At 62.2% G+C, this 17,514-nt stretch carries 19 protein-coding genes; 12 read left to right on the top strand and 7 right to left on the bottom strand.

Translation table 11 applies throughout. The features are described 5' to 3' along the window. Positions 1 to 89 precede the first annotated feature (89 nt). From V1290_RS35905 to V1290_RS35870, 8 genes are all read left to right on the top strand, one after another. On the top strand, positions 90 to 1,133 hold the full coding sequence (locus V1290_RS35905) for a PrsW family glutamic-type intramembrane protease (RefSeq protein ID WP_334368805.1): 1,044 nt from the start codon (positions 90 to 92) through the stop codon (positions 1,131 to 1,133). A 109-nt stretch (positions 1,134 to 1,242) separates the two neighbouring features. After that, positions 1,243 to 1,821: an HdeD family acid-resistance protein gene (locus V1290_RS35900; protein WP_334368804.1), complete on the top strand. Its 579-nt coding sequence runs from the start codon at positions 1,243 to 1,245 to the stop codon at positions 1,819 to 1,821. A gap of 222 nt (positions 1,822 to 2,043) precedes the next feature. Continuing rightward, positions 2,044 to 3,132, top strand: a complete 1,089-nt coding sequence (locus V1290_RS35895) for a 3-deoxy-7-phosphoheptulonate synthase (RefSeq protein ID WP_334368803.1) — start codon at positions 2,044 to 2,046, stop codon at positions 3,130 to 3,132. 212 nt (positions 3,133 to 3,344) lie between these two features. Then, on the top strand, positions 3,345 to 3,596 hold the full coding sequence (locus V1290_RS35890; RefSeq protein ID WP_334368802.1) for a hypothetical protein: 252 nt from the start codon (positions 3,345 to 3,347) through the stop codon (positions 3,594 to 3,596). A gap of 45 nt (positions 3,597 to 3,641) precedes the next feature. Then, on the top strand, positions 3,642 to 3,974 hold the full coding sequence (locus V1290_RS35885) for a hypothetical protein (protein WP_334368801.1): 333 nt from the start codon (positions 3,642 to 3,644) through the stop codon (positions 3,972 to 3,974). Positions 3,975 to 4,240: 266 nt separating this feature from the next. Beyond that, positions 4,241 to 4,498 carry a hypothetical protein gene (locus tag V1290_RS35880; protein ID WP_334368800.1) on the top strand — a complete coding sequence of 86 codons (258 nt, stop codon included), beginning with the start codon at positions 4,241 to 4,243 and terminating at the stop codon, positions 4,496 to 4,498. Positions 4,499 to 4,539: 41 nt separating this feature from the next. Next, on the top strand, positions 4,540 to 4,716 hold the full coding sequence (locus tag V1290_RS35875; RefSeq protein ID WP_156908475.1) for a hypothetical protein: 177 nt from the start codon (positions 4,540 to 4,542) through the stop codon (positions 4,714 to 4,716). A gap of 710 nt (positions 4,717 to 5,426) precedes the next feature. Continuing rightward, positions 5,427 to 5,618 carry a hypothetical protein gene (locus V1290_RS35870; RefSeq protein WP_035725866.1) on the top strand — a complete coding sequence of 64 codons (192 nt, stop codon included), beginning with the start codon at positions 5,427 to 5,429 and terminating at the stop codon, positions 5,616 to 5,618. Between the two features lie 547 nt (positions 5,619 to 6,165). On the opposite strand, the gene V1290_RS35865 is transcribed toward V1290_RS35870, so the two are convergent. From V1290_RS35865 to epmA, 4 genes are read right to left on the bottom strand one after another with little or no spacing between them, the layout of a single operon-like run. Then, positions 6,166 to 6,420 carry a hypothetical protein gene (locus V1290_RS35865; protein ID WP_334368798.1) on the bottom strand — a complete coding sequence of 85 codons (255 nt, stop codon included), beginning with the start codon at positions 6,418 to 6,420 and terminating at the stop codon, positions 6,166 to 6,168. A gap of 26 nt (positions 6,421 to 6,446) precedes the next feature. Beyond that, positions 6,447 to 6,659 carry a hypothetical protein gene (locus tag V1290_RS35860; RefSeq protein WP_334368797.1) on the bottom strand — a complete coding sequence of 71 codons (213 nt, stop codon included), beginning with the start codon at positions 6,657 to 6,659 and terminating at the stop codon, positions 6,447 to 6,449. A 7-nt stretch (positions 6,660 to 6,666) separates the two neighbouring features. Beyond that, positions 6,667 to 7,758, bottom strand: a complete 1,092-nt coding sequence (locus V1290_RS35855) for a lysine-2,3-aminomutase-like protein (RefSeq protein WP_334368796.1) — start codon at positions 7,756 to 7,758, stop codon at positions 6,667 to 6,669. Then, positions 7,755 to 8,807 (bottom strand): EF-P lysine aminoacylase EpmA, encoded by a 1,053-nt coding sequence (gene epmA, locus V1290_RS35850; protein ID WP_334368795.1) that lies wholly within the window; start codon positions 8,805 to 8,807, stop codon positions 7,755 to 7,757. Before epmA ends, V1290_RS35855 begins: the two co-directional genes overlap by 4 nt. A 471-nt stretch (positions 8,808 to 9,278) precedes the next feature. On the opposite strand from epmA, the gene efp reads away from it, so the two are divergent. Together efp and V1290_RS35840 are read left to right on the top strand one after the other, a co-directional pair. Beyond that, complete coding sequence (efp, locus tag V1290_RS35845; protein WP_028346230.1) at positions 9,279 to 9,845, top strand: elongation factor P; 567 nt, start codon at positions 9,279 to 9,281, stop codon at positions 9,843 to 9,845. Positions 9,846 to 9,993: 148 nt separating this feature from the next. Beyond that, the gene (locus V1290_RS35840) at positions 9,994 to 11,472 is read left to right on the top strand and encodes a M23 family metallopeptidase (RefSeq protein WP_442895037.1); all 1,479 of its coding nucleotides are present in this window, start codon (positions 9,994 to 9,996) and stop codon (positions 11,470 to 11,472) included. Positions 11,473 to 11,536: 64 nt separating this feature from the next. Here the strand turns inward: V1290_RS35840 and V1290_RS35835 are convergent, their stop codons facing one another. After that, positions 11,537 to 12,001, bottom strand: coding sequence for a carboxymuconolactone decarboxylase family protein (locus V1290_RS35835; protein ID WP_334368793.1), 465 nt, complete (start codon positions 11,999 to 12,001; stop codon positions 11,537 to 11,539). Positions 12,002 to 12,165: 164 nt separating this feature from the next. Between V1290_RS35835 and V1290_RS35830 the strand changes: the two genes are divergently transcribed. Next, positions 12,166 to 13,398: a lytic murein transglycosylase gene (locus V1290_RS35830; RefSeq protein ID WP_334368792.1), complete on the top strand. Its 1,233-nt coding sequence runs from the start codon at positions 12,166 to 12,168 to the stop codon at positions 13,396 to 13,398. Between the two features lie 55 nt (positions 13,399 to 13,453). Here V1290_RS35830 and V1290_RS35825 read toward each other — a convergent pair whose 3' ends face one another. After that, entirely contained in the window at positions 13,454 to 14,143 is a 690-nt protein-coding gene (locus V1290_RS35825; protein ID WP_334368790.1) for an FMN-dependent NADH-azoreductase, read from the bottom strand. A gap of 94 nt (positions 14,144 to 14,237) precedes the next feature. On the opposite strand from V1290_RS35825, the gene V1290_RS35820 reads away from it, so the two are divergent. Continuing rightward, positions 14,238 to 15,149, top strand: coding sequence for a LysR substrate-binding domain-containing protein (locus V1290_RS35820; protein WP_442893830.1), 912 nt, complete (start codon positions 14,238 to 14,240; stop codon positions 15,147 to 15,149). A gap of 315 nt (positions 15,150 to 15,464) precedes the next feature. Here V1290_RS35820 and recJ read toward each other — a convergent pair whose 3' ends face one another. Then, positions 15,465 to 17,306, bottom strand: a complete 1,842-nt coding sequence (recJ, locus tag V1290_RS35815) for a single-stranded-DNA-specific exonuclease RecJ (protein WP_334368787.1) — start codon at positions 17,304 to 17,306, stop codon at positions 15,465 to 15,467. Positions 17,307 to 17,514 lie beyond the last annotated feature (208 nt).

Below are 17,514 nucleotides of genomic sequence, written 5' to 3'. Positions count from 1 at the left end.
GTTCCTTGGTGACAAGGAGTCGCGTCTGACTTTCTTGCAAACGGCTGGATTTGCGGCCATTTACGCTCACATGAGGTAAATTTCCGCAGATGTTGTTGCTTCAGGCCCTCCCCACATCGATCGGCGTTGCCGCGATCGCGCCGGCGTTGCTGGTGCTATGGCTTGTTATCGCCGCCGATGAGCGCCCAGGCCCGCCGGTGCGGGTGTGGCTCGCTTTCATCCTCGGCGCGGCCAGCATTTCGCTGTTGGGAATCGCGCGCGCCCCGTTTGCCGCGATCCTTGCGGTGCCTGGAAACCCCTGGATGACACAAGGCCTGCGTTCGATCTTCGGGGTGGCCGCGCCCGAAGAAATCGTGAAGGTCCTCGTGATCATTCTAGTGTCATTGCCGGTGCGCCGCCGCGCGTTTGCCGACCCAATGGACACGGTGGTCTACGGTGCGGCCGCGGGCCTCGGCTTCGCGGCCTACGAAAATCTCGCCTATCTCGTGCAGCACGCCGACATGTGGCGGTCGCTGGCCGCCTTGCGCAGCGTATTGACGGTGCCGTTTCACGGCGCACTCGGCATCATCGCAGGCGCGTATATCGCGATCGCGCGCGCCGGCACCGCGCTGGGTGCGCATCGCCATCATCGCGACTGGGCGCGGATCTCGAGCTGGGCGCTGGCGCTGTTCGCGCCGGTCGCGCTGCATGCGGCATTCGATTTTCCGCTGCTCACGCTACAGAAACATCAAGATCTCGGCCCCGACGCGCGAATGCTGCTGGGGGCGGCGAGCCTGCTCATCGGTTTCAGTTCGATCGGGTTTGCCATACGGCTGATACGGCGCGTCGGCCGCCATCATGCGCCGCGCACCGAAATCGCGCGTGAGCGGCTGAGCCAGTTGCGGCGAATGTGGGCCCTGCTGCTCGCGGGCAGCGGTGCGGGCTTCGCCGGCGCGGCTTTCGTCCTGACCTCGCTTCATCACTGGTTCGTCAATCCGGAGCGCAATGCGTCGCTGCTTCTCATTCCGCTCGGCATGACCTCCATCTTGGTAGGCTTGGCGTTGTTGCTGGCCACGTCGGCTGTCTATGTGTTTGGCCGCAATCGCATCAGAAAGTCCTCGGACGGATTTTCGTCCGCGCCCGAGCCGGGCTGAACGTCATCCCTCAGTCGTTGATCTCGCTTAAAAAGCCAGCCAACAATATTACCCGCAGCCGGCGTACCGGGTATTGGATATTCGGCGCGGCAGGTATCGGGAGTTTCCAATGACCCAAGATATTCCCCCGGACATCGGCAAGCTGCAGTCCGAAATGAATGCCGCGGTGAAAGCGCACTGGAAGGCCTTCCTGTTCGAAGGCATCGTGCTCGCCCTGCTCGGCCTGGCTGCGATGATCGTGCCGCCGCTGGCAAGCCTCGCCGTCACCATCTTCCTCGGTTGGATGTTTCTGATCAGCGGCATTGCCGGGCTGTTCGTCACTTACTGGGCGCGGCAGATGCCGGGCTTCTGGTGGTCGCTGTTTTCGGCGGCGCTCGCCGTTCTAGCCGGCGGGATTTTGCTGGCGCGGCCCGCGCAAGGCGTTCTCACGCTCACCATCGTGGTCGGCGCGTATTTTCTGGCCGAGGGCGTCGTCAGCATCATGTACGCACTGAACCACCGCCGCGAATTGTCGGAGCGCTGGTCCTGGCTGCTGATTTCAGGCGTGATGGACCTCCTGATCGCATTCATCATCATCGCCGGCCTGCCGGGTTCGGCGGAATGGGCGATCGGCCTCCTGGTCGGGATCAATCTCGTGCTCGGCGGCGCGTCACTGGTCGGCATAGCGCTCGCCGCGCGCAAGTCCTGATGCCGCCGATTATGGGATGACAAGACCCGCTTGGTGCGCTATAGAGCCCGCCATGATCATGATCGCCGCCAGCAACTTTTGGTATTTTAGCTACGACAGCTCGCTGGCGGTGGGAGGATCGCGCTCAATCTGACGAATTGAAGCCAAGAAGTCCGAACAGCCGCCAAACCTGGCGGCTTTTTTTGTTGGCCGGCAGGTTTCCTAGAAACAGGAGCCATAGCCGTGTTGAGCACCACCGACGACCTTCGAATTAGCGAACTGAAAGAGCTGAGTACGCCGCAGGAGGTGATGGGCGAGATACCGCGCACCTTGACCGCGACGCGCGTCGTGATGGCGGCGCGCAATGCCATCCACGCCATCCTGCACGGCACCGACGACCGCCTGCTGGTGGTCGTCGGCCCCTGCTCCGTCCACGATCCCGCCGCGGCCGTTGATTACGCCGAGCGGCTCGCCGCCTTGCGCGAAAAACTCGCCGACCGCCTCGAAATCGTGATGCGTGTCTATTTCGAAAAGCCGCGCACCACGGTCGGATGGAAGGGACTGATCAACGACCCCAATCTCGACGGCTCCTTCGACATCAACAGGGGCCTGCGGCTCGCCCGCAACGTGCTTTCCGCCGTGAACAATCTCGGCCTGCCGGCCGGGACCGAATTCCTCGACATGACGACGCCGCAATACATTGCCGACCTGATGGCATGGGCGGCGATCGGGGCTCGCACGACCGAGAGCCAGATCCATCGCGAGCTCGCTTCCGGTCTATCCTGCCCGGTCGGCTTCAAGAACGGTACCGACGGCAATATCCGCATTGCAGCCGATGCGGTGAAGTCGGCCTCGCATCCGCATCATTTCATGGCTGTCACCAAAGGCGGGCGCTCGGCGATTGCGGCAACCACGGGCAACGAGGACTGCCACATCATCCTGCGCGGCGGCAACAAGCCGAACTACGACCGGGAAAGCGTCGATGCCGCTTGCGTCGAGCTTGTCCGCGCCGGCGTCGCCCCGCGGATCATGATCGACACCAGCCACGCCAACAGCAACAAGAAGCCGGAGAACCAGCCGCTGGTGGTCGCCGACATCGCGCGCCAGATATCGGATGGCGAGCAGCGCATCACCGGCGTCATGATCGAGAGCAATCTGGTCGCCGGCCGCCAGGACGTCGTGCCGGGCAAACAGCTCGCCTATGGGCAGAGCATCACCGACGGCTGCATCGACTGGGAGACGACGGTGTCGGCGCTGAACATGCTGGCTGATGCCGTGGTAACACGCCGGAACGTGCCATCGCGCAGTTTCCGGGAGGAGCGCTCGGCGTAGCCACCCGGGTCGAATGATGGCGAAGTAGGGCGCGATCGGTGCGCCCTGCCCAGCTTCTATTGAAGCTGCACTACGAAGCGTACGCACCCGCGCGACGCCGTCAAAGCTGCGCTAGCAGCAAAAAATTGGCGGGCCTGTGGCATACTTCACACTTACGAAATCGCAGTTCGGAATACTGCTTTGCCGGGACTTCTATTTCGAACGAGGTTTCGATGAAGCAATTTCCGAACAACCAGCAATTTCCCAGCAAACTGAGTGCGGACGACCTGCGCACCTACCGTCGGTGGACTGGCGGCTTGTACCTCACCTATTTGGCCGCGATCATCGTCGCGGTCGGTCTCGTTCTTGCAAATGGACCTGCGCGCGACCTCAGAGCGTCGAACGAAACTCAGATGGCACGCCTGAAAGATGGGCCAGCATCAATCGATATTCCGACAACGGCCAAGCCTGTCACCAAGCGGTAGCGGCCTCAGACCAGCAACTCAAACGACATTTTTTGGAATGGTGTGATGATTAAATTAGTCATTCGATTGATCATGATTGCAGCTTTGATTGTTCCGAACTTGGCAGTTGCCGACGTTGCGCAAACCCCCGTTCAATTTTGCTGGGCGATGGGAAAGTTCGACCATACGATCTACTTTGCCGAAGTCGGGAATCGCGAAGATCGCCAGGCAAGCTTCGACACGCTGCTCGAGATTTCGGGCATCGATCATCACGCGGTGAAATGCACTACCTCAGATTCCGAAACGCATCGTCTGGCGCGTGCGCAGTTGATGAAAGGTTGGTTGGAGTCCGAGTTTGAAATCGTGAACACTACATTCCTGTCAGATCTCGATTACTGACAGTTCAGGATGACAAGATCGCGACCGGGGTTGCAGATAAACGACCTGACGCAGTCGTTCCTCGTGTCAGCTTGTGATCTGCGGCTGACGATTCATGCTCATACTTGGTGGCTGTTGTCTCTAGACCTTGTGGAAGTCGGCAGCAAGGCGCGGGGATTAGCTGTACAGCCACTGACGCTCGGTCGGGTTCCAAATCGCGGCCGAGCTGCTCAAGGCGCGCACTCCCCCGGGAATCAGTCAGAACCGAACATCGCGGGCTCGATTAGATGCCTATGATTGAACGAGTTCTCTACGAGAGCAGCAACGGCGATTTTTGGTTGTTGACGCGCGACCCGGTGTCGAGGATGCCCGCCGTGAAACATCAGCCGAACGTGAGTTCCGGTGGACAAATCTCCTACACGGACATTGGTAAATTTCTCCGAGACGGTGCCAACGGCCCAGAACACCAAGCGCTGCTGAAGCTTATCGGCTCCCTAATCGATGGCATGAGCCAGCCAGCTCTTGACGTGGGACCACAGCACTAGGATGCTCGCCCCGCTAGAGGCAGTGCTCGGGGGATGCCGACATGGCGATCATTTCAGTTCTGATTGGGGTTCTGGTCATTGTTGTCGTGGGGGCAATTTGTTTTTGGGCTATCGAAAAGTTTGCCCCCGATAGGAAACTAGCAAACCTTCTAAAATTACTGGTTGTGCTCGTCTGCTTAGGCGCGATTGTGCAACGACTGCTGGTCTTGACTTACTAGGTATGCCGCGCAGAAGCTGAGCCCTCACTCATTGCCCGCGCCCTTTCTTGGCAGGTGGCGGCGGGCCGGGTGGCGCTGCTGCATTCGATCCTTGGAGACTATCCACGCGAGCGGAAAGCCCACCCAACTGTTCCGAAAGCAACTTACGTTGGCCCTGCTCAGCCGATATCTGCCGCTGTAGACCGCTGATCTGTTCCGCGGCACGTTCCTGTGCTGCCTGGAGCTCTTGGATCGTTTGCTGGAGATTGGCCACTGCATGTCTAGCCGTCTTGTCAGCGATTTCGGCAGCCAGAGACGGCTCAACATTGGGGTGAACAGCCGCTAATGGCGAGGACTCGGATCCGATTCGATTGCTAGCCCAAAGCACTGCCGCAATGGCAACCGCGAGGAGAATAAGTAAAACCCACGGTAGTATGCGGCGCGGTCGTCCTGGTTCGCTGTTGATGCGATTCTTGGGCGTGAAGTCACTCATCATTTGGCTATTAAGCCGACAATGATCGATTAGTTCCCATCAACGGGTGATAGCCGTGGCCGTGGCCGTTCTCGGAATGGCAGGCCGCGATCGAGGCGCTAATGCTGTTGGCGGACTCGGCGGCCCGACGATGTTCGCGCGTCGGTGTCATGAAAGCATTGAACCGGAGCCACGTTCGGGAGTTTAACCTATCTCGCAAGGACCCTCACTGGGGACGCCGCAAGCTGGCGCGAGATCGATGAAAACGGTCTGGATTTACGTCGATACAAAGAAAAAGGTCGGCGACCGTGACCATCTCAAGGTGTTTGCAAACTCGGACCTCGCCGATGAGTGGTTCGTGGTGAACGATCCAGAAGGCATCGTCTTCGAGTACGAGGTCATAGGCGTTGCAGATGACGAAACCGGGTCGGGACGTCAACGGCATCGCTAGGACAAAGGCCGACCACCACATGAAACTCCCGGGCGTGCGGGCAGTGGCTCCACATGCGCGATCTGGGGCAAGTCAAGCCCGAAATTTAGCACGAGCTTGTTTGGGTTATTTACCTGAGATCTTGCGCTTAATCTGCCGCGCAACATTCGCATACGAATGCCTGACATCGACTCGAATAAAAAGCCGGACGCGTCGCAGCCTGGTCCGCCCGAACGTCAAAACATGGTCGAGGAATTGGCCGAACAACTGGCCGAACGGCAGTAGCGATGCCGGTACGCTACCTCCAGCGCGGCTGGAAGCGGTTTTCCTCGTCCGTGGTAAGCTCGCCAAAGGCGAGGCGAAAAGCCGGACGGCCGGCTTTCTCCCGGCGATAGCCGGTTCAGTCATCTTCGCGGACTTCCGACCTGTGAGCCGGTCCGTGAACTAGCGAGCGAAGCGAGCCTTGAAGGATCAATGACCCGGCTGGTGGCCGTCACCCTTCGAGGGCCGCTACGCACCGCCGCCTCAGAGGTGACGGATCCATTGTGTCAGGCTTGCTTCATCATGCCTAGCAGCCGCGGCAGATGCTCTTGATCTTGCGGTCGAGCGCTGCGTTTTCCTTGCTCAGCGGATCGTTCGGATCGTTCAGGTTCTTTTCGCTGGGCACATCGCTGCGGCGGGGCTGCCGGTGTCCGATCGGCGCCTCCGGAATCCCTCCGGCACTCGGGTTGCTCTTTGGCATTGTCGACGTCCCGCCCTGCGCGAACGCAGCAGGCATGCCGATCAGGACCATCAGCGCGACTGACAAGATTGTTCTCTGCATCCTGATTCTCCGCCTTTTAGATTCCTTTATCGTGTCCGTTCGGGCACGTCGATCGTTGCGCAGTTTCGCCGTCCCTGGGCAGCACAGTCCTGCGCCTTTCGTACATCGGCCATGGTGCCCAGCAACCAGATTCCGGCGGCCACCAGCAGGACGAAGAAGCCGAGCAGAACGGCATTTTCGATTCTGCGATGGCCCTCGTCTTCCGGCGGCTCCTGTTTCTCCTCGCCGTCCTCCGTCATCGCCCGATCACGGCTTTGGCGGATAGAGGTGAACGTCTCCGCAATAGTCGACGATACGATACTGCGCTTCCGAGGATAGTTCACATTCCCCGGAACTTGCATGCGACAAATAATTCGGCCCAATCGGCGCCTTTCCATGGCCGCCGGGAATGTCGAGCACGTAATCCGGCTGGCACAGGCCCGAAACGCGGCCGCGCAAGTTGCGCATCAGTTCCCGTCCCTCTGCTATGGTAGTGCGCAGATGCCCGGTCCCCGGCGCCAGATCGCCATGATGCAGGTAATAGGGCTTGATTCGGTTTTCAACAAAGGCCCGCATCAACGCTTCCAGCGTCGCGGCATCGTCATTGACGCCGCGAAGCAGCACCGTCTGGCTCACCAGCGGAACACCGGCGTCGGCCAGCCGCGCGCAGGCGGCGCGGGCCTCGCCCGACAATTCGCGCGGATGATTGGCGTGAACGGCGATCCAGGTCGTTGCGCCGTCAGCTTTCAGCGCCCTGATCATGTCGCCATCGATGCGCGCAGGCGCAGCCACCGGCACGCGGGTGTGGATGCGAACGATCCTGACGTGATCGATGGCGGCGAGGTCCGTCATGATCTCAGCCAGCCGCCGTGGCGACAGCATCAGCGGATCACCACCGGTCAGGATGACTTCCCAGATTTCGTTGTTGTTGCGGATATAGTCCAGCGCGTCGCGATAGGCGGCCTCGGACAGCGCCGTTGCCTTGCCGGGCCCGACCATCTCGCGGCGGAAGCAGAAGCGGCAATACACCGCGCAGACATGCACCAGCTTGAGCAGCACGCGATCGGGATAGCGATGGACGATGCCGGCGACCGGCGAATGCGCGTCGTCGCCGATCGGGTCGGCATTTTCACCGGGCGCATTCATTAGTTCGAGCGCGCTCGGAATGAATTGCCGCGCGATCGGATCGTCAGGATTTTCCGTGTCGATCAGGTTCGCGATATCAGGCGTCACCGCGATGGCGTAGCGCGCGGCGACCCGCTCGAGGTCGGCGAGATCGGCCGGCTTCGCCAACCCCCGCTCGATGAGATCGGCGGGCTGCCGCAGCGTTGCCAAAAGTTTCGGGTCGATCTTGTTCATGTCTCTCCTGCCGGTGGCGTCCACACCACCTGGTCCACCCGCAGCGCGCCGCTTGCCAGCATCACCAGCCGGTCGAAACCGAGCGCGACGCCGCTCGACGGCGGCATCGCGGCAACCGCTGCGAGAAAATCCTCATCCAGCGGATAGCGCTCGCCGTAGCGCCGCTCCTTCTCGTCCATATCAGCGGCGAAACGGCGGCGCTGCTCGCCGGCATCGGTCAATTCGCCAAATCCGTTGGCGAGTTCGACGCCGCAGGCATAGACCTCAAAACGTTCGGCGACGCGCGTATCGGACGCTTTCGCCCGAGCAAGGGCTGCCTCCGGCGCCGGATATTCGAATAAGACAGTCAAACGCCCCTGCCCCAGATTCGGTTCGACATGCTCGACCAGCACTTTGCTGAAAATATCCGACCAGGTGTCGTCATCGGTGATCCGCACCCGCGGCCTTGCTGCTGCCGCAAGCGCCGCGCGATCGCCCTCGCCATTGCTGATTGTGGCCAACAGATCGATCCCGGCAAAGCGGTCGAACGCGGATGCCACCGTCAGCAGTTCCGGCTCGACGAAGGGATCGGCCGTTCTGCCCCGGAACGAAAACTGCCCGATCGCGGTCGCCTGCGCCGCATGTGCGATCACGGCGATGGTGTCGGCCATAACGGCATCATAGCCTGCCTTGGCACGATACCATTCCAGCATCGTGAATTCGGGCAGATGCAGATCGCCGCGCTCGCGGTCGCGGAACACGCGCGCCAATTCGAAGATTTTGGCTTCGCCGGCGGCGAGCAATTTCTTGGCGGCGAACTCCGGCGACGTTCGCAAATAGCGCGTCGCGCGCGTGCCATCGTGGCTGATGATTTCGGTGCGTGGGGCATGCAGATGCGTCTCGTTGCCCGGCGAGACCTGCAGGACGCCGGTTTCCACCTCGGTAAAACCCTGCTCGTCGAACCAGCCTCGCACTGCCCTCGTGATCGCAGCACGCGCCATTAGGAACGGCTTTCGATCGGCATGCCGCGTAGCCGACCACCAAGGCGAGGGCTGGTCGATATCAACCATCACAGGCGGTTCCGAATCCACCGAGCATCCTCCGCGGAGCCAATCAAGGCGATCAGGGGATCGGCAAATATCATTGATATTATTCGACTTTCTTTGCGTTCGACAGGCGAGCCGGAGGAAGCGGCAAGATCCAGCTCCAGCTCCGTCATTTCATGTCGAAAGACGCCCTCCTTGTCCATTCGCCCGATCGATGTCGCCGCAATCAGCCAAAGCTGCGGATCTTCGCAAACCGCTTAAACCATTGCTTCAAGGCCATCAGCAACGGTCGGCCCATCGTTCAGTTGCTTGCCAGACGCGTCACATAACACGGCAAAATCCAGCCATTTGCGGCTTCAAGCAGCTTGCCAGACCGGCCGTAAAACGCTGGCATCGACGGGCAAAATCAGTATGTTGCAGCCCGAAACCGCCTGATTGGCCCTGCGGACACAAATGTCCGGTTCGGCCGAAGGCCAGAAATTCGGGAAAATAGCTTTGAAAGTCATCGCCAGTTCTATTCGCAAGGGCAACGTCATCGAGCAAGACGGCAAGCTCTATGTTGTCCTGTCGGCCGAAAACATCCATCCCGGCAAGGGAACCCCGGTCAGCCAGATCGAAATGCGCCGCATTGGCGACGGCGTGAAGGTGTCGGAACGCTACAAGACCACTGACCAGGTCGAGAAGGCCACCGTCGAGGACCGCAACTTCAACTACCTCTACGAGGATGGAGACGGCTTCCACTTCATGAACGCCGAGACCTATGACCAGGTCCAGGTCTCGAAGGAGATCGTGGGCTCGGCCGCGCCCTACCTGCAGGAGAACATGACCGTGAAGCTGTCGATGCACGACCTGAATCCGGTCGCCATCCAGTTGCCGCAGCGCGCAACCCTCGAAGTTGTGGAGACCGAGCCGGTCACCAAGGGGCAGACCGCGTCTTCCTCCTACAAGCCTGCTATCCTCTCCAACGGCGTACGCACCTCGGTGCCGCCGCACATTGGAACGGGAACACGGATCGTGGTCATGACCGAGGACGGCTCCTACGTCGAGCGCGCAAAGGACTAAGACCGCGCCATAGGCCACGGAGCACACGCCGGGGGGCGATGCATTGGGTACAAAGGCTGTCCGCTTGCTCTCGCGTTGGCGGGCAGCCTTTTGTTTGCTCCCCGCCGGGATATCAGGCGCTTCCGCCAATGAGTTCAGAACGCCGTCGATGTCGGCCGTTCGCGTCGAATGGCGCGCCGTTCTGGATCAGCTTCGCAGCGAGATCAATTCCCGGCCGGCGATCGCACAGCGCTTCACCTTCGCAGGCCAGCGGCGGTTGCCGGCATGGGATCCGCGCGCGACGCCCGCGCTGGTGCAGTTGAACGCGATCAATTCGGCGATGTTCGCCGGAATCGGCCGCAGTCCGGTGCCGGTGCTGCTGCCCTTTGATACCGCGGCCTATCTCGAGGCCGAGGCCGGTGGCACGCGCCACCCGGCGGTGTCACGCCACCAGGCCGGCTTCCGCCCCGTCGATCTGTTTCACGCCGGCCCCTCCGGCTACGACGCGGTGTTTTCGCTGGACCCCGGCGCCGGTGACGGCCTGCCGTCTCGAACTTTCGCCCGTCCGGTCGAGGTGCAGATTACGGGCTCAATCCTGGTCTATGATCTCGCCGATCCGCTCAGCGGCAAGGGCGAGCCGGTCAAGGCGCTGGTGTCGCAATTTCCGGACATGCGCCGTTTCATTCGCGAAGGTTACGTGCGCTACGCCTTCACCCGTTTCGGCGTGCCCTATGTAGTGTCGATCCAGTGCCTCGACTCGGCGCCGCGGGCGCGGCGGCTGGCCTGCCGCGAGGCTTACCCGATTGCCGAGCGCTTCCTGAAGGCGCTGCGCATCTCCGGAGGCCAGCCGGCGCGACCGCGCTTCGACGTGCCCTCCGAGGTTGCTGAACGGCCGGTCACCCTTTCGTCCGACTTCACCTATCGCCCGAGCGGCGACATCATTGCCAACAGCGGCGCGCGCAGGCGCGGCGGCCACGCCGACCTGATCGCTTATTCGCAGATCCGCTTTCCGCTGGAGAAAGCTCCGGCCCGGGTCAGCTCGCAGCAGTTCACCAAGCGCAAATCCGGCGGCGTCTATCCGTGGCGGGACAATTTTTGCGAAGCCCGCAGTTTCCAGGTCGGCCAATGTGTGGCCGGCTTCGGTCACCAGGGCCAGGACATCCGCCCCGCGCCCTGCCCGCCGAACAGCAGCGCCGACAACGCCTGCCATCCGAGGAAACAGGCGGTCGTCGCGGTCCGCGACGGCGTCGTCATCCGTTCCTTAAAGCAACAGGCGGCAACGCTGCAGATCAACACAGGCAACGAGCACATCCGTTTCCGTTACATGCACATGAACCCGTCAGCCATGGATGCGGACGGCATCCTCAACGGGCGCCGGGTCGCCGAGGGCGAGAAGATCGGCGTGGTCTCCAACTATCTCGATTTCCCGAACGGCACGTCGTACCACCTCCACTTCGACGTGCAGGTCTTCACGCGCGACGGCTGGATCTGGGTCAACCCCTACACCACCCTGATCGTCTCCTACGAACGGCTGATCCGCAGCCGCGGCCACGAAATCGGGACGGAGCCGCCAGCCGCCGTCGCGCATGCGTTGCCGAAGGGCGTGCTGCGGCACGTCGCGAGGCGAGCGGAAGGTCGCGCTAACTAATCGCAAACCGGTTCGGTTCGGACGCGATCCACTCGCCTAAACCGGTATCTGGCGCCCTCGACGCTCAGGCGGCCGTCTTCCGCGCCGGCGGCGTCCAGCGAAACGCCGCGCCGAATCTGTTCCAGACATTGATCGAGGCGACGGCGGAGGTGAGATAGGCGAGCTCCTTCTCGGAGAATTCCGCGCTCGCCTGGGCGTAGACCTCGTCATTGACGCCGTCTGCGAGCAGCGTCAGTGCCTCCGTCCAAGCCAGCGCGGCACGCTCGCGCGCGGAAAACTGCGGCGCCTCGCGCCAGACCACCACGAGGTTGAGCTTGTCGGTGGGCACACCGAGCTTCTCGCCCTCCAGGATGTGGTACTGCACGCAGAAGGCACAGCCGTTGATCTGCGAGGCACGCAGCTTGATCAGCTCGAGCAGTTGCTTGTCCATGCCCGCCTTGCCCGCGACCTGGCCAAGCGCCAGCACCGCCTCGTAGGCGTCCGGCGTCAGCGACATGAAGTCTTTGTATTCCTTGCGGGCGTGCGACATTCTTCCTGCCTTCTGTTGTCAGTACTCCGCTTGATTATAAGAGACCCCGCACCCCGTCCATGGCTAACCGCACCGGCAAAACTGCCGCGGATTCTCCGGAAAAAGCCGGTTCCCGCGGCGTCATAGCTTTTGGCGCAGGCACGCAACGCCGCTAGACTGAGCGCATGAAACAGCCTGATTCCAAGACTGCGCCGACCCGCCGCGCCCTGCTGCGAGGCAGCCTCGGCGCCGGCGCCTTGCTCGCGACCGGGCTTCCTACATTTGCCGCGCCGGCCGGCTTCGACCAGTGGCGCGATAACTTTCGCGCACGCGCCTTGGCAAAAGGCATTTCGGATGCGACCTGGACGCGGGTCATGGGGCGCGTCGAGCCCGACATGAGCGTGTTCCGGCAGATGCAGAAACAGCCGGAATTCCACGAGCAGATCTGGCAATACATCAACCGCCGCGTCTCGGACTGGCGCATCATCAACGGCCGCGAAGCCTTGAAGAAGCACGAGCCGCTGTTCGCGCGGATCGAGCAGGATTTTGGCGTCGAGCGCGGCACGCTGCTCGCACTGTGGGGCGTCGAGTCAGCCTATGGCGACCCTTTGGTGCAGCAGAATCATATGCGCCCGATCTTTCCCGCGCTCGCGGCACTCGCCTGGAACGAGCCGCGCCGCCGCAGCTATTGGGAAACCGAGCTGCTCAACGCCTTGAAGATCGTCGATCGCGGCTGGGGCACGCCGGAGGAAATGCGGGGATCCTGGGCCGGCGCGATGGGGCACACGCAGTGGATGCCGGAAGTCTGGCTCAATGTCGGCATGGACTACGACAAGGACGGCCGCGTCTCGCCGTTCGGCAAGCCCGATGACGCGCTCGGCTCCAGCGCGCGCTATTTGCTCAACCGCGGCAAGTATCACCGCGGCGAGCACTGGGGCTATGAGGTCCGTAGCACAGGAGGGGCTTCGAGCGGCAGCCGGACCTATGCGGCATGGGCCGGCGCCGGAGTCACGCGCGCCGATGGCAAGCCGTTCCCGCAGCCGAACGCGTCGGCGCAGATGTGGGTGCCCGTCGCCGGCGGACCTTCGTTCCTGCTGGGTCCGAATTTTTATTCGGTGAAAAGCTACAACCCGTCGATGAACTACGCGCTCGCGATCTGCCATCTCGGCGATCGCATCTTGGGCGCGCCGCCCTTCATCCAACCTTTTCCCGGCTCGGAGCGCGCCCTGACGCTCGCCGAAGTGCAGGAGCTGCAGACCCGGCTGACGAAAGCCGGCTTCGATACCGGCGGCACCGACGGCCGTGTCGGCAACGACACGATGAAGGCTGTGAAGGATTATCAGACCAAGATGGGGCTTCTGCCCGCCGATGGGTACGGCGGACTGAAGGTGCTGGCGCGGTTGAGGCAGGGCGGATAGCGACGCAGCTTCAACCTCGCGCGGCTCGGCCACGTCCTCTCCATCGATCCTGCAGTCAAGCCGCTTCCAGCGGTTCGACTTCCTTCGCCAGCCGATCCACAAGATGATCCACTGCGCGTTCGGCCGCAGCGATCGACGCCTTCAAGCGTTCACCCCCGAACTCGTCATATTCGATGGCGATGCTGTGGAAGTCGGTGACGCCGAGGAAGCCGAACACGTCGCGCACCGCCCCTTCGACATGGTTGATGTGCGCGATCCGTCCGCCCGGATCGTAGCCGTAATCACCCCGCGAACTGAGCATGATGAGACGTTTACCCTTACCAGCCAGTAGCTGCGAATAAGGATCGTCTGGCCGGGAACGGTCAAAGCCGAAAGTGCGACCGACCCGCACGACATTGTCGACATACGCCTTGAACTGCGCCGGCATTCCAAAATTGTACATCGGCACGCCGGCCACGATCAAATCTGCGGCGATGAGTTCATCGACCAATGCATCGCTTTCCGCCAGCACATCATTCATCCACGGCTCGCGCAGCTCGTGTTTGGTGAAGGCCGCACCGATCCATTTCTCGGTGACGTGATGCGGAGGTGATTGGCCGACATCCCGATCGGTCACGAGGTCATTCGGCCGGTATTGCAGCCAACGCTGCACGAAGCGTTCCGTGAGGCGGCGCGTGTGCGACCCGCGAGGGAACCGATCCGATCGGTCAGGCCGTGCACTGGCGTCAATCCGTAGCAAGTTCATGGCATATCTCCTTTCATCCTTGTTCGACTAGATGGATCGGGAAGGATGCATTGACAAAAGCAAATTGCTCATCACATGGATGAACTACATTCATCTGTTGGGCCTGCCGATGAGACGTCTTCCACCGCTGTCCGGACTGCGGGCGTTCGAAGCCGCCGCGCGGCATCTGAGTTTCAAGCGTGCGGCGCAGGAGCTGCACGTGACGCCGACCGCCATCAGCCACCAGGTTCGGCAATTGGAAGAGGTGCTTGGCGTGAACCTGTTCGAGCGGCGGACGCGTCAGGTCCTGCTGACCGCGGAAGGGCAAGTCTTGCTGCCAGTTCTGCGCGATGGATTCGATTCCTTCGCACGTGTCATCGAAGGATTGAGCCGCAGGCAGCGCCGCGCGACGGTGACACTGTCGGCCACTCCCGCGTTCACTGCCAAGTGGCTGGTGCCGCGCATCGCGGGCTTTCACAACGCAAGACCTGACATCGATCTCACGCTGCTGGCGACCCTGGAGGTCGTGGACCTTAATTCGGGTGTCGCGGACCTCGCATTGCGCTATGGCCCTGGCCCTTATCCCGATCTGAGCGCCGAACCGTTGGCCATCGATCGTTTTGCGCCAGTGGCAAGCCCGCGTCTTGGTCTGAAGAAGCCGGCCGATCTGCACTCAGCGACCTTGCTGCATTTCGACTGGCGCCGCAGCGATAGCGGCAATCCGACCTGGCGACGCTGGCTGAAGATCGCAGGTATCGACGGTATCGATGCTCGGGCCGGGCTCCGCTTCAGCGATGAGACCCATGCGATCCAGGCCGCCGTCGCCGGCACCGGGGTTGCGTTGCACAGTCTGCTGCTGGTGTCGGAGGAGCTCGCGACCAAAACGCTGGTCGTGCCGTTCGGCCCGGAAATCGAAGGCTTCACCCTGCATCTTGTGCGCGGCTCCCGCAGACCCCTGACCGAACCGATCGAAGCAACGCAAGCCTGGTTGCGCGCGCAATTCGTCAAAAGCTCACCTTCACGATGATCACCGCCGGCCCGCACCCGGGACCGCGACTTCGCAACTGCATGCGTTCGATTTGCTAGCCTCGTCGTTCTTCTCCCGCGGCATAACGAGGCATGTCAGAAATAGCCTTCTCAAAGGCACTTCGTATCTCTGACTGACTAAATCCCCTGGCCCGCAACTCCGTCATGAGAGTGTTGATGATGCTTTCGAGAGGAGCTTCGGACTATGGATTGCTTGAAATATAGTTCGGCACATCTCGACGCGAAGTTATAGGCAGCCTTGAGGCATTGCCCTTCCCACGGATGTTCCTCTTGATCGGACATCGAAAACCTCCACTTACCTGATCACCGCCGGTCCCGGATCCGGCACCGCGACGTCGAGCACGCGAAACTGCACCCGTTCCGATCCTTGAAAACGATCGACCGCGAGCGAGCCAGCGACATGCAGGAGCTGGCCGCGGTTCTGCGTCAGCGCGTCTCCGAGCTTCTGTCCGACCGCGCGGAACGCGATGCCGTTGACGGTGGCGCCATCGCCGGACTTGAAGCGCACGCGCAGATGCGCCTGCCCCACTTCGTCGGCATAGACGAGCTGATGCGCCGGCAGCGCGATCACCGGCTCCGGATTGGCCGCGCCGAACGGCCCGGCGCGGTTCAGCGTATTGGCGAATTCCACGGTCACGCTGCGCGCGCTAACGGCGCCGTCGATGAACAGCTCGTTCTCGTGACGGGAATTGGCGACGTCCTCAGCCAGCGCGCTTTCCATGAAGGCGCGAAACTCCGCGAGCTTCTCTTTGCGCAGCGTCACGCCGGCAGCCATGGCATGGCCGCCGCCCTTCATCAAAAGCCGCTCCTTCACCGCCTGCCGCACGGCCTTGCCGAGATCGACGCCCGAGATCGAGCGGCCCGAGCCGGTGCCGATGCCGCCCGGCTCGAGCGCAATGGCAAAAGCCGGACGCGCAAACTTCTCCTTCAGCCGTGAAGCGACGAGACCGACAATGCCGGGATGCCAGCCTTCGGCGGCGGTCACGATCACCGCACCCTTGTCTTCGAGCCCGAGCGAGGCCAGCGCCTCGGCTTCGGCCTGCGCTTCGGCTGCCTGCTCGATGACGCGGCGCTCGCTGTTCAGCCGGTCGAGTTCGGCCGCGATCCGCGCGGCCTCCGAGACATCGCCCTCCAGCAAGAGCCGCACGCCGAGATCGGCGCGACCGATCCGGCCGCCCGCATTGATGCGCGGCCCCAGCATGAAGCCGAGATGCCAGGCTTCCGGCGGGCCGTTAAGCCGCGCCACATCCATCAGCGCGGTATGCCCGACATGGTCGCGGCGGCGCATCGCGATCAGGCCCTTGGCGACAAAGGCGCGGTTCAGCCCGATCAGCGGCGCGACGTCGGCCACGGTGCCGAGCGCCACATGGTGCAGCATGCCTAAAAGGTCCGGCTCCGGCCGCTCTGCGCTCCAGAAGCTGCGGCCGCGCAATTCGCGGTTCACGGCGACCAGCGTGATCAGCGCGAGACCGACAGCGGCGAGATGGCCGAGGCCGGAGAGATCGTCCGGTCGGTTCGGATTCACCAGCGCGTCGACCTCCGGCAATTCGTCGCCGGTCTGGTGATGGTCGATGACGACGACGGATAGGCCGAGCTTTCGCGCTTCCGCCAGCGGCTCGATGCTGGTAGTGCCGCAATCGACGGTCACCAGCAGCGTTGCGCCCTTGGCGGCCAGCGCCCGCACCGCCTCGACATTAGGGCCATAACCTTCAAAGATCCGGTCCGGGATGTGAATTAGCGGATCGAGCCCGCAATGGCGCAGGTGCCAAGCCAGCAGCGCCGCGGACGTAGCACCATCCACGTCGTAGTCGCCGAAGATCGCAACCTTTTCCCCGCGCATCGCGGCATCGGCGATGCGTTTGGCCGCCAGTTCCATCTGCGTCACGGTGTGCGGATCGGGCATCAGTTTGCGGATGGTCGGATCGAGAAAATCCTGAACCTCGTCAATTCCGACATCGCGGCCCGCCAGCACGCGGGCCAGCATTTCGGGCAACTGATAGCGCTGGGTGATCGCCAGCGCCCGCGCAGCTCCCCTGACGTCGAGCCGGTCGCGCCACAATTTGCCCGTCGCCGAACGCGCCACGCCGAGAAACGCCGGCGGCAGTTCAACGGGAAGTGCGGATGCGGGAAGGATCATGATGCCTTCGAGAGATAGGGGCTAAGCGGGCTGTCGGCAAACGCAAACGGCGACGATGGCAGGCAAACGAATCGTATGCGGCAACGCCGGCACAGCCTCGGGGCGTCGCGGGCCCTGGGCTATGCCGACAAATGCGACTTGCACAAAGAAGATGCAACTTCATCAGGTAAAACTACCCGCAAGCCGCCGGAACTTAAACCAATCGTTA

Origin of the sequence: Bradyrhizobium sp. AZCC 1578 (assembly GCF_036924675.1) — a bacterium.
Lineage (GTDB): Bacteria > Pseudomonadota > Alphaproteobacteria > Rhizobiales > Xanthobacteraceae > Bradyrhizobium.
Note: the sequence above shows the minus strand (reverse complement) of the source record. Positions and strands in the feature narration are given on the sequence as shown.

What these genes read in the sequence shown, in the direction of transcription:
- V1290_RS35905 (WP_334368805.1), top strand. Translation starts at nt 90, where the DNA reads ATGTTGTTGCTTCAGGCCCTCCCCACATCGATCGGCGTTGCCGCGATC.
- V1290_RS35900 (WP_334368804.1), top strand. Translation starts at nt 1,243, where the DNA reads ATGACCCAAGATATTCCCCCGGACATCGGCAAGCTGCAGTCCGAAATG.
- V1290_RS35890 (WP_334368802.1), top strand. Translation starts at nt 3,345, where the DNA reads ATGAAGCAATTTCCGAACAACCAGCAATTTCCCAGCAAACTGAGTGCG.
- V1290_RS35885 (WP_334368801.1), top strand. Translation starts at nt 3,642, where the DNA reads ATGATTAAATTAGTCATTCGATTGATCATGATTGCAGCTTTGATTGTT.
- V1290_RS35880 (WP_334368800.1), top strand. Translation starts at nt 4,241, where the DNA reads ATGCCTATGATTGAACGAGTTCTCTACGAGAGCAGCAACGGCGATTTT.
- V1290_RS35875 (WP_156908475.1), top strand. Translation starts at nt 4,540, where the DNA reads ATGGCGATCATTTCAGTTCTGATTGGGGTTCTGGTCATTGTTGTCGTG.
- V1290_RS35870 (WP_035725866.1), top strand. Translation starts at nt 5,427, where the DNA reads ATGAAAACGGTCTGGATTTACGTCGATACAAAGAAAAAGGTCGGCGAC.
- V1290_RS35865 (WP_334368798.1), bottom strand. Translation starts at nt 6,420, where the DNA reads ATGCAGAGAACAATCTTGTCAGTCGCGCTGATGGTCCTGATCGGCATG.
- V1290_RS35860 (WP_334368797.1), bottom strand. Translation starts at nt 6,659, where the DNA reads ATGACGGAGGACGGCGAGGAGAAACAGGAGCCGCCGGAAGACGAGGGC.
- V1290_RS35855 (WP_334368796.1), bottom strand. Translation starts at nt 7,758, where the DNA reads ATGAACAAGATCGACCCGAAACTTTTGGCAACGCTGCGGCAGCCCGCC.
- epmA (WP_334368795.1), bottom strand. Translation starts at nt 8,807, where the DNA reads ATGGTTGATATCGACCAGCCCTCGCCTTGGTGGTCGGCTACGCGGCAT.
- V1290_RS35840 (WP_442895037.1), top strand. Translation starts at nt 9,994, where the DNA reads ATGTCGGCCGTTCGCGTCGAATGGCGCGCCGTTCTGGATCAGCTTCGC.
- V1290_RS35835 (WP_334368793.1), bottom strand. Translation starts at nt 12,001, where the DNA reads ATGTCGCACGCCCGCAAGGAATACAAAGACTTCATGTCGCTGACGCCG.
- V1290_RS35830 (WP_334368792.1), top strand. Translation starts at nt 12,166, where the DNA reads ATGAAACAGCCTGATTCCAAGACTGCGCCGACCCGCCGCGCCCTGCTG.
- V1290_RS35825 (WP_334368790.1), bottom strand. Translation starts at nt 14,143, where the DNA reads ATGAACTTGCTACGGATTGACGCCAGTGCACGGCCTGACCGATCGGAT.
- recJ (WP_334368787.1), bottom strand. Translation starts at nt 17,306, where the DNA reads ATGATCCTTCCCGCATCCGCACTTCCCGTTGAACTGCCGCCGGCGTTT.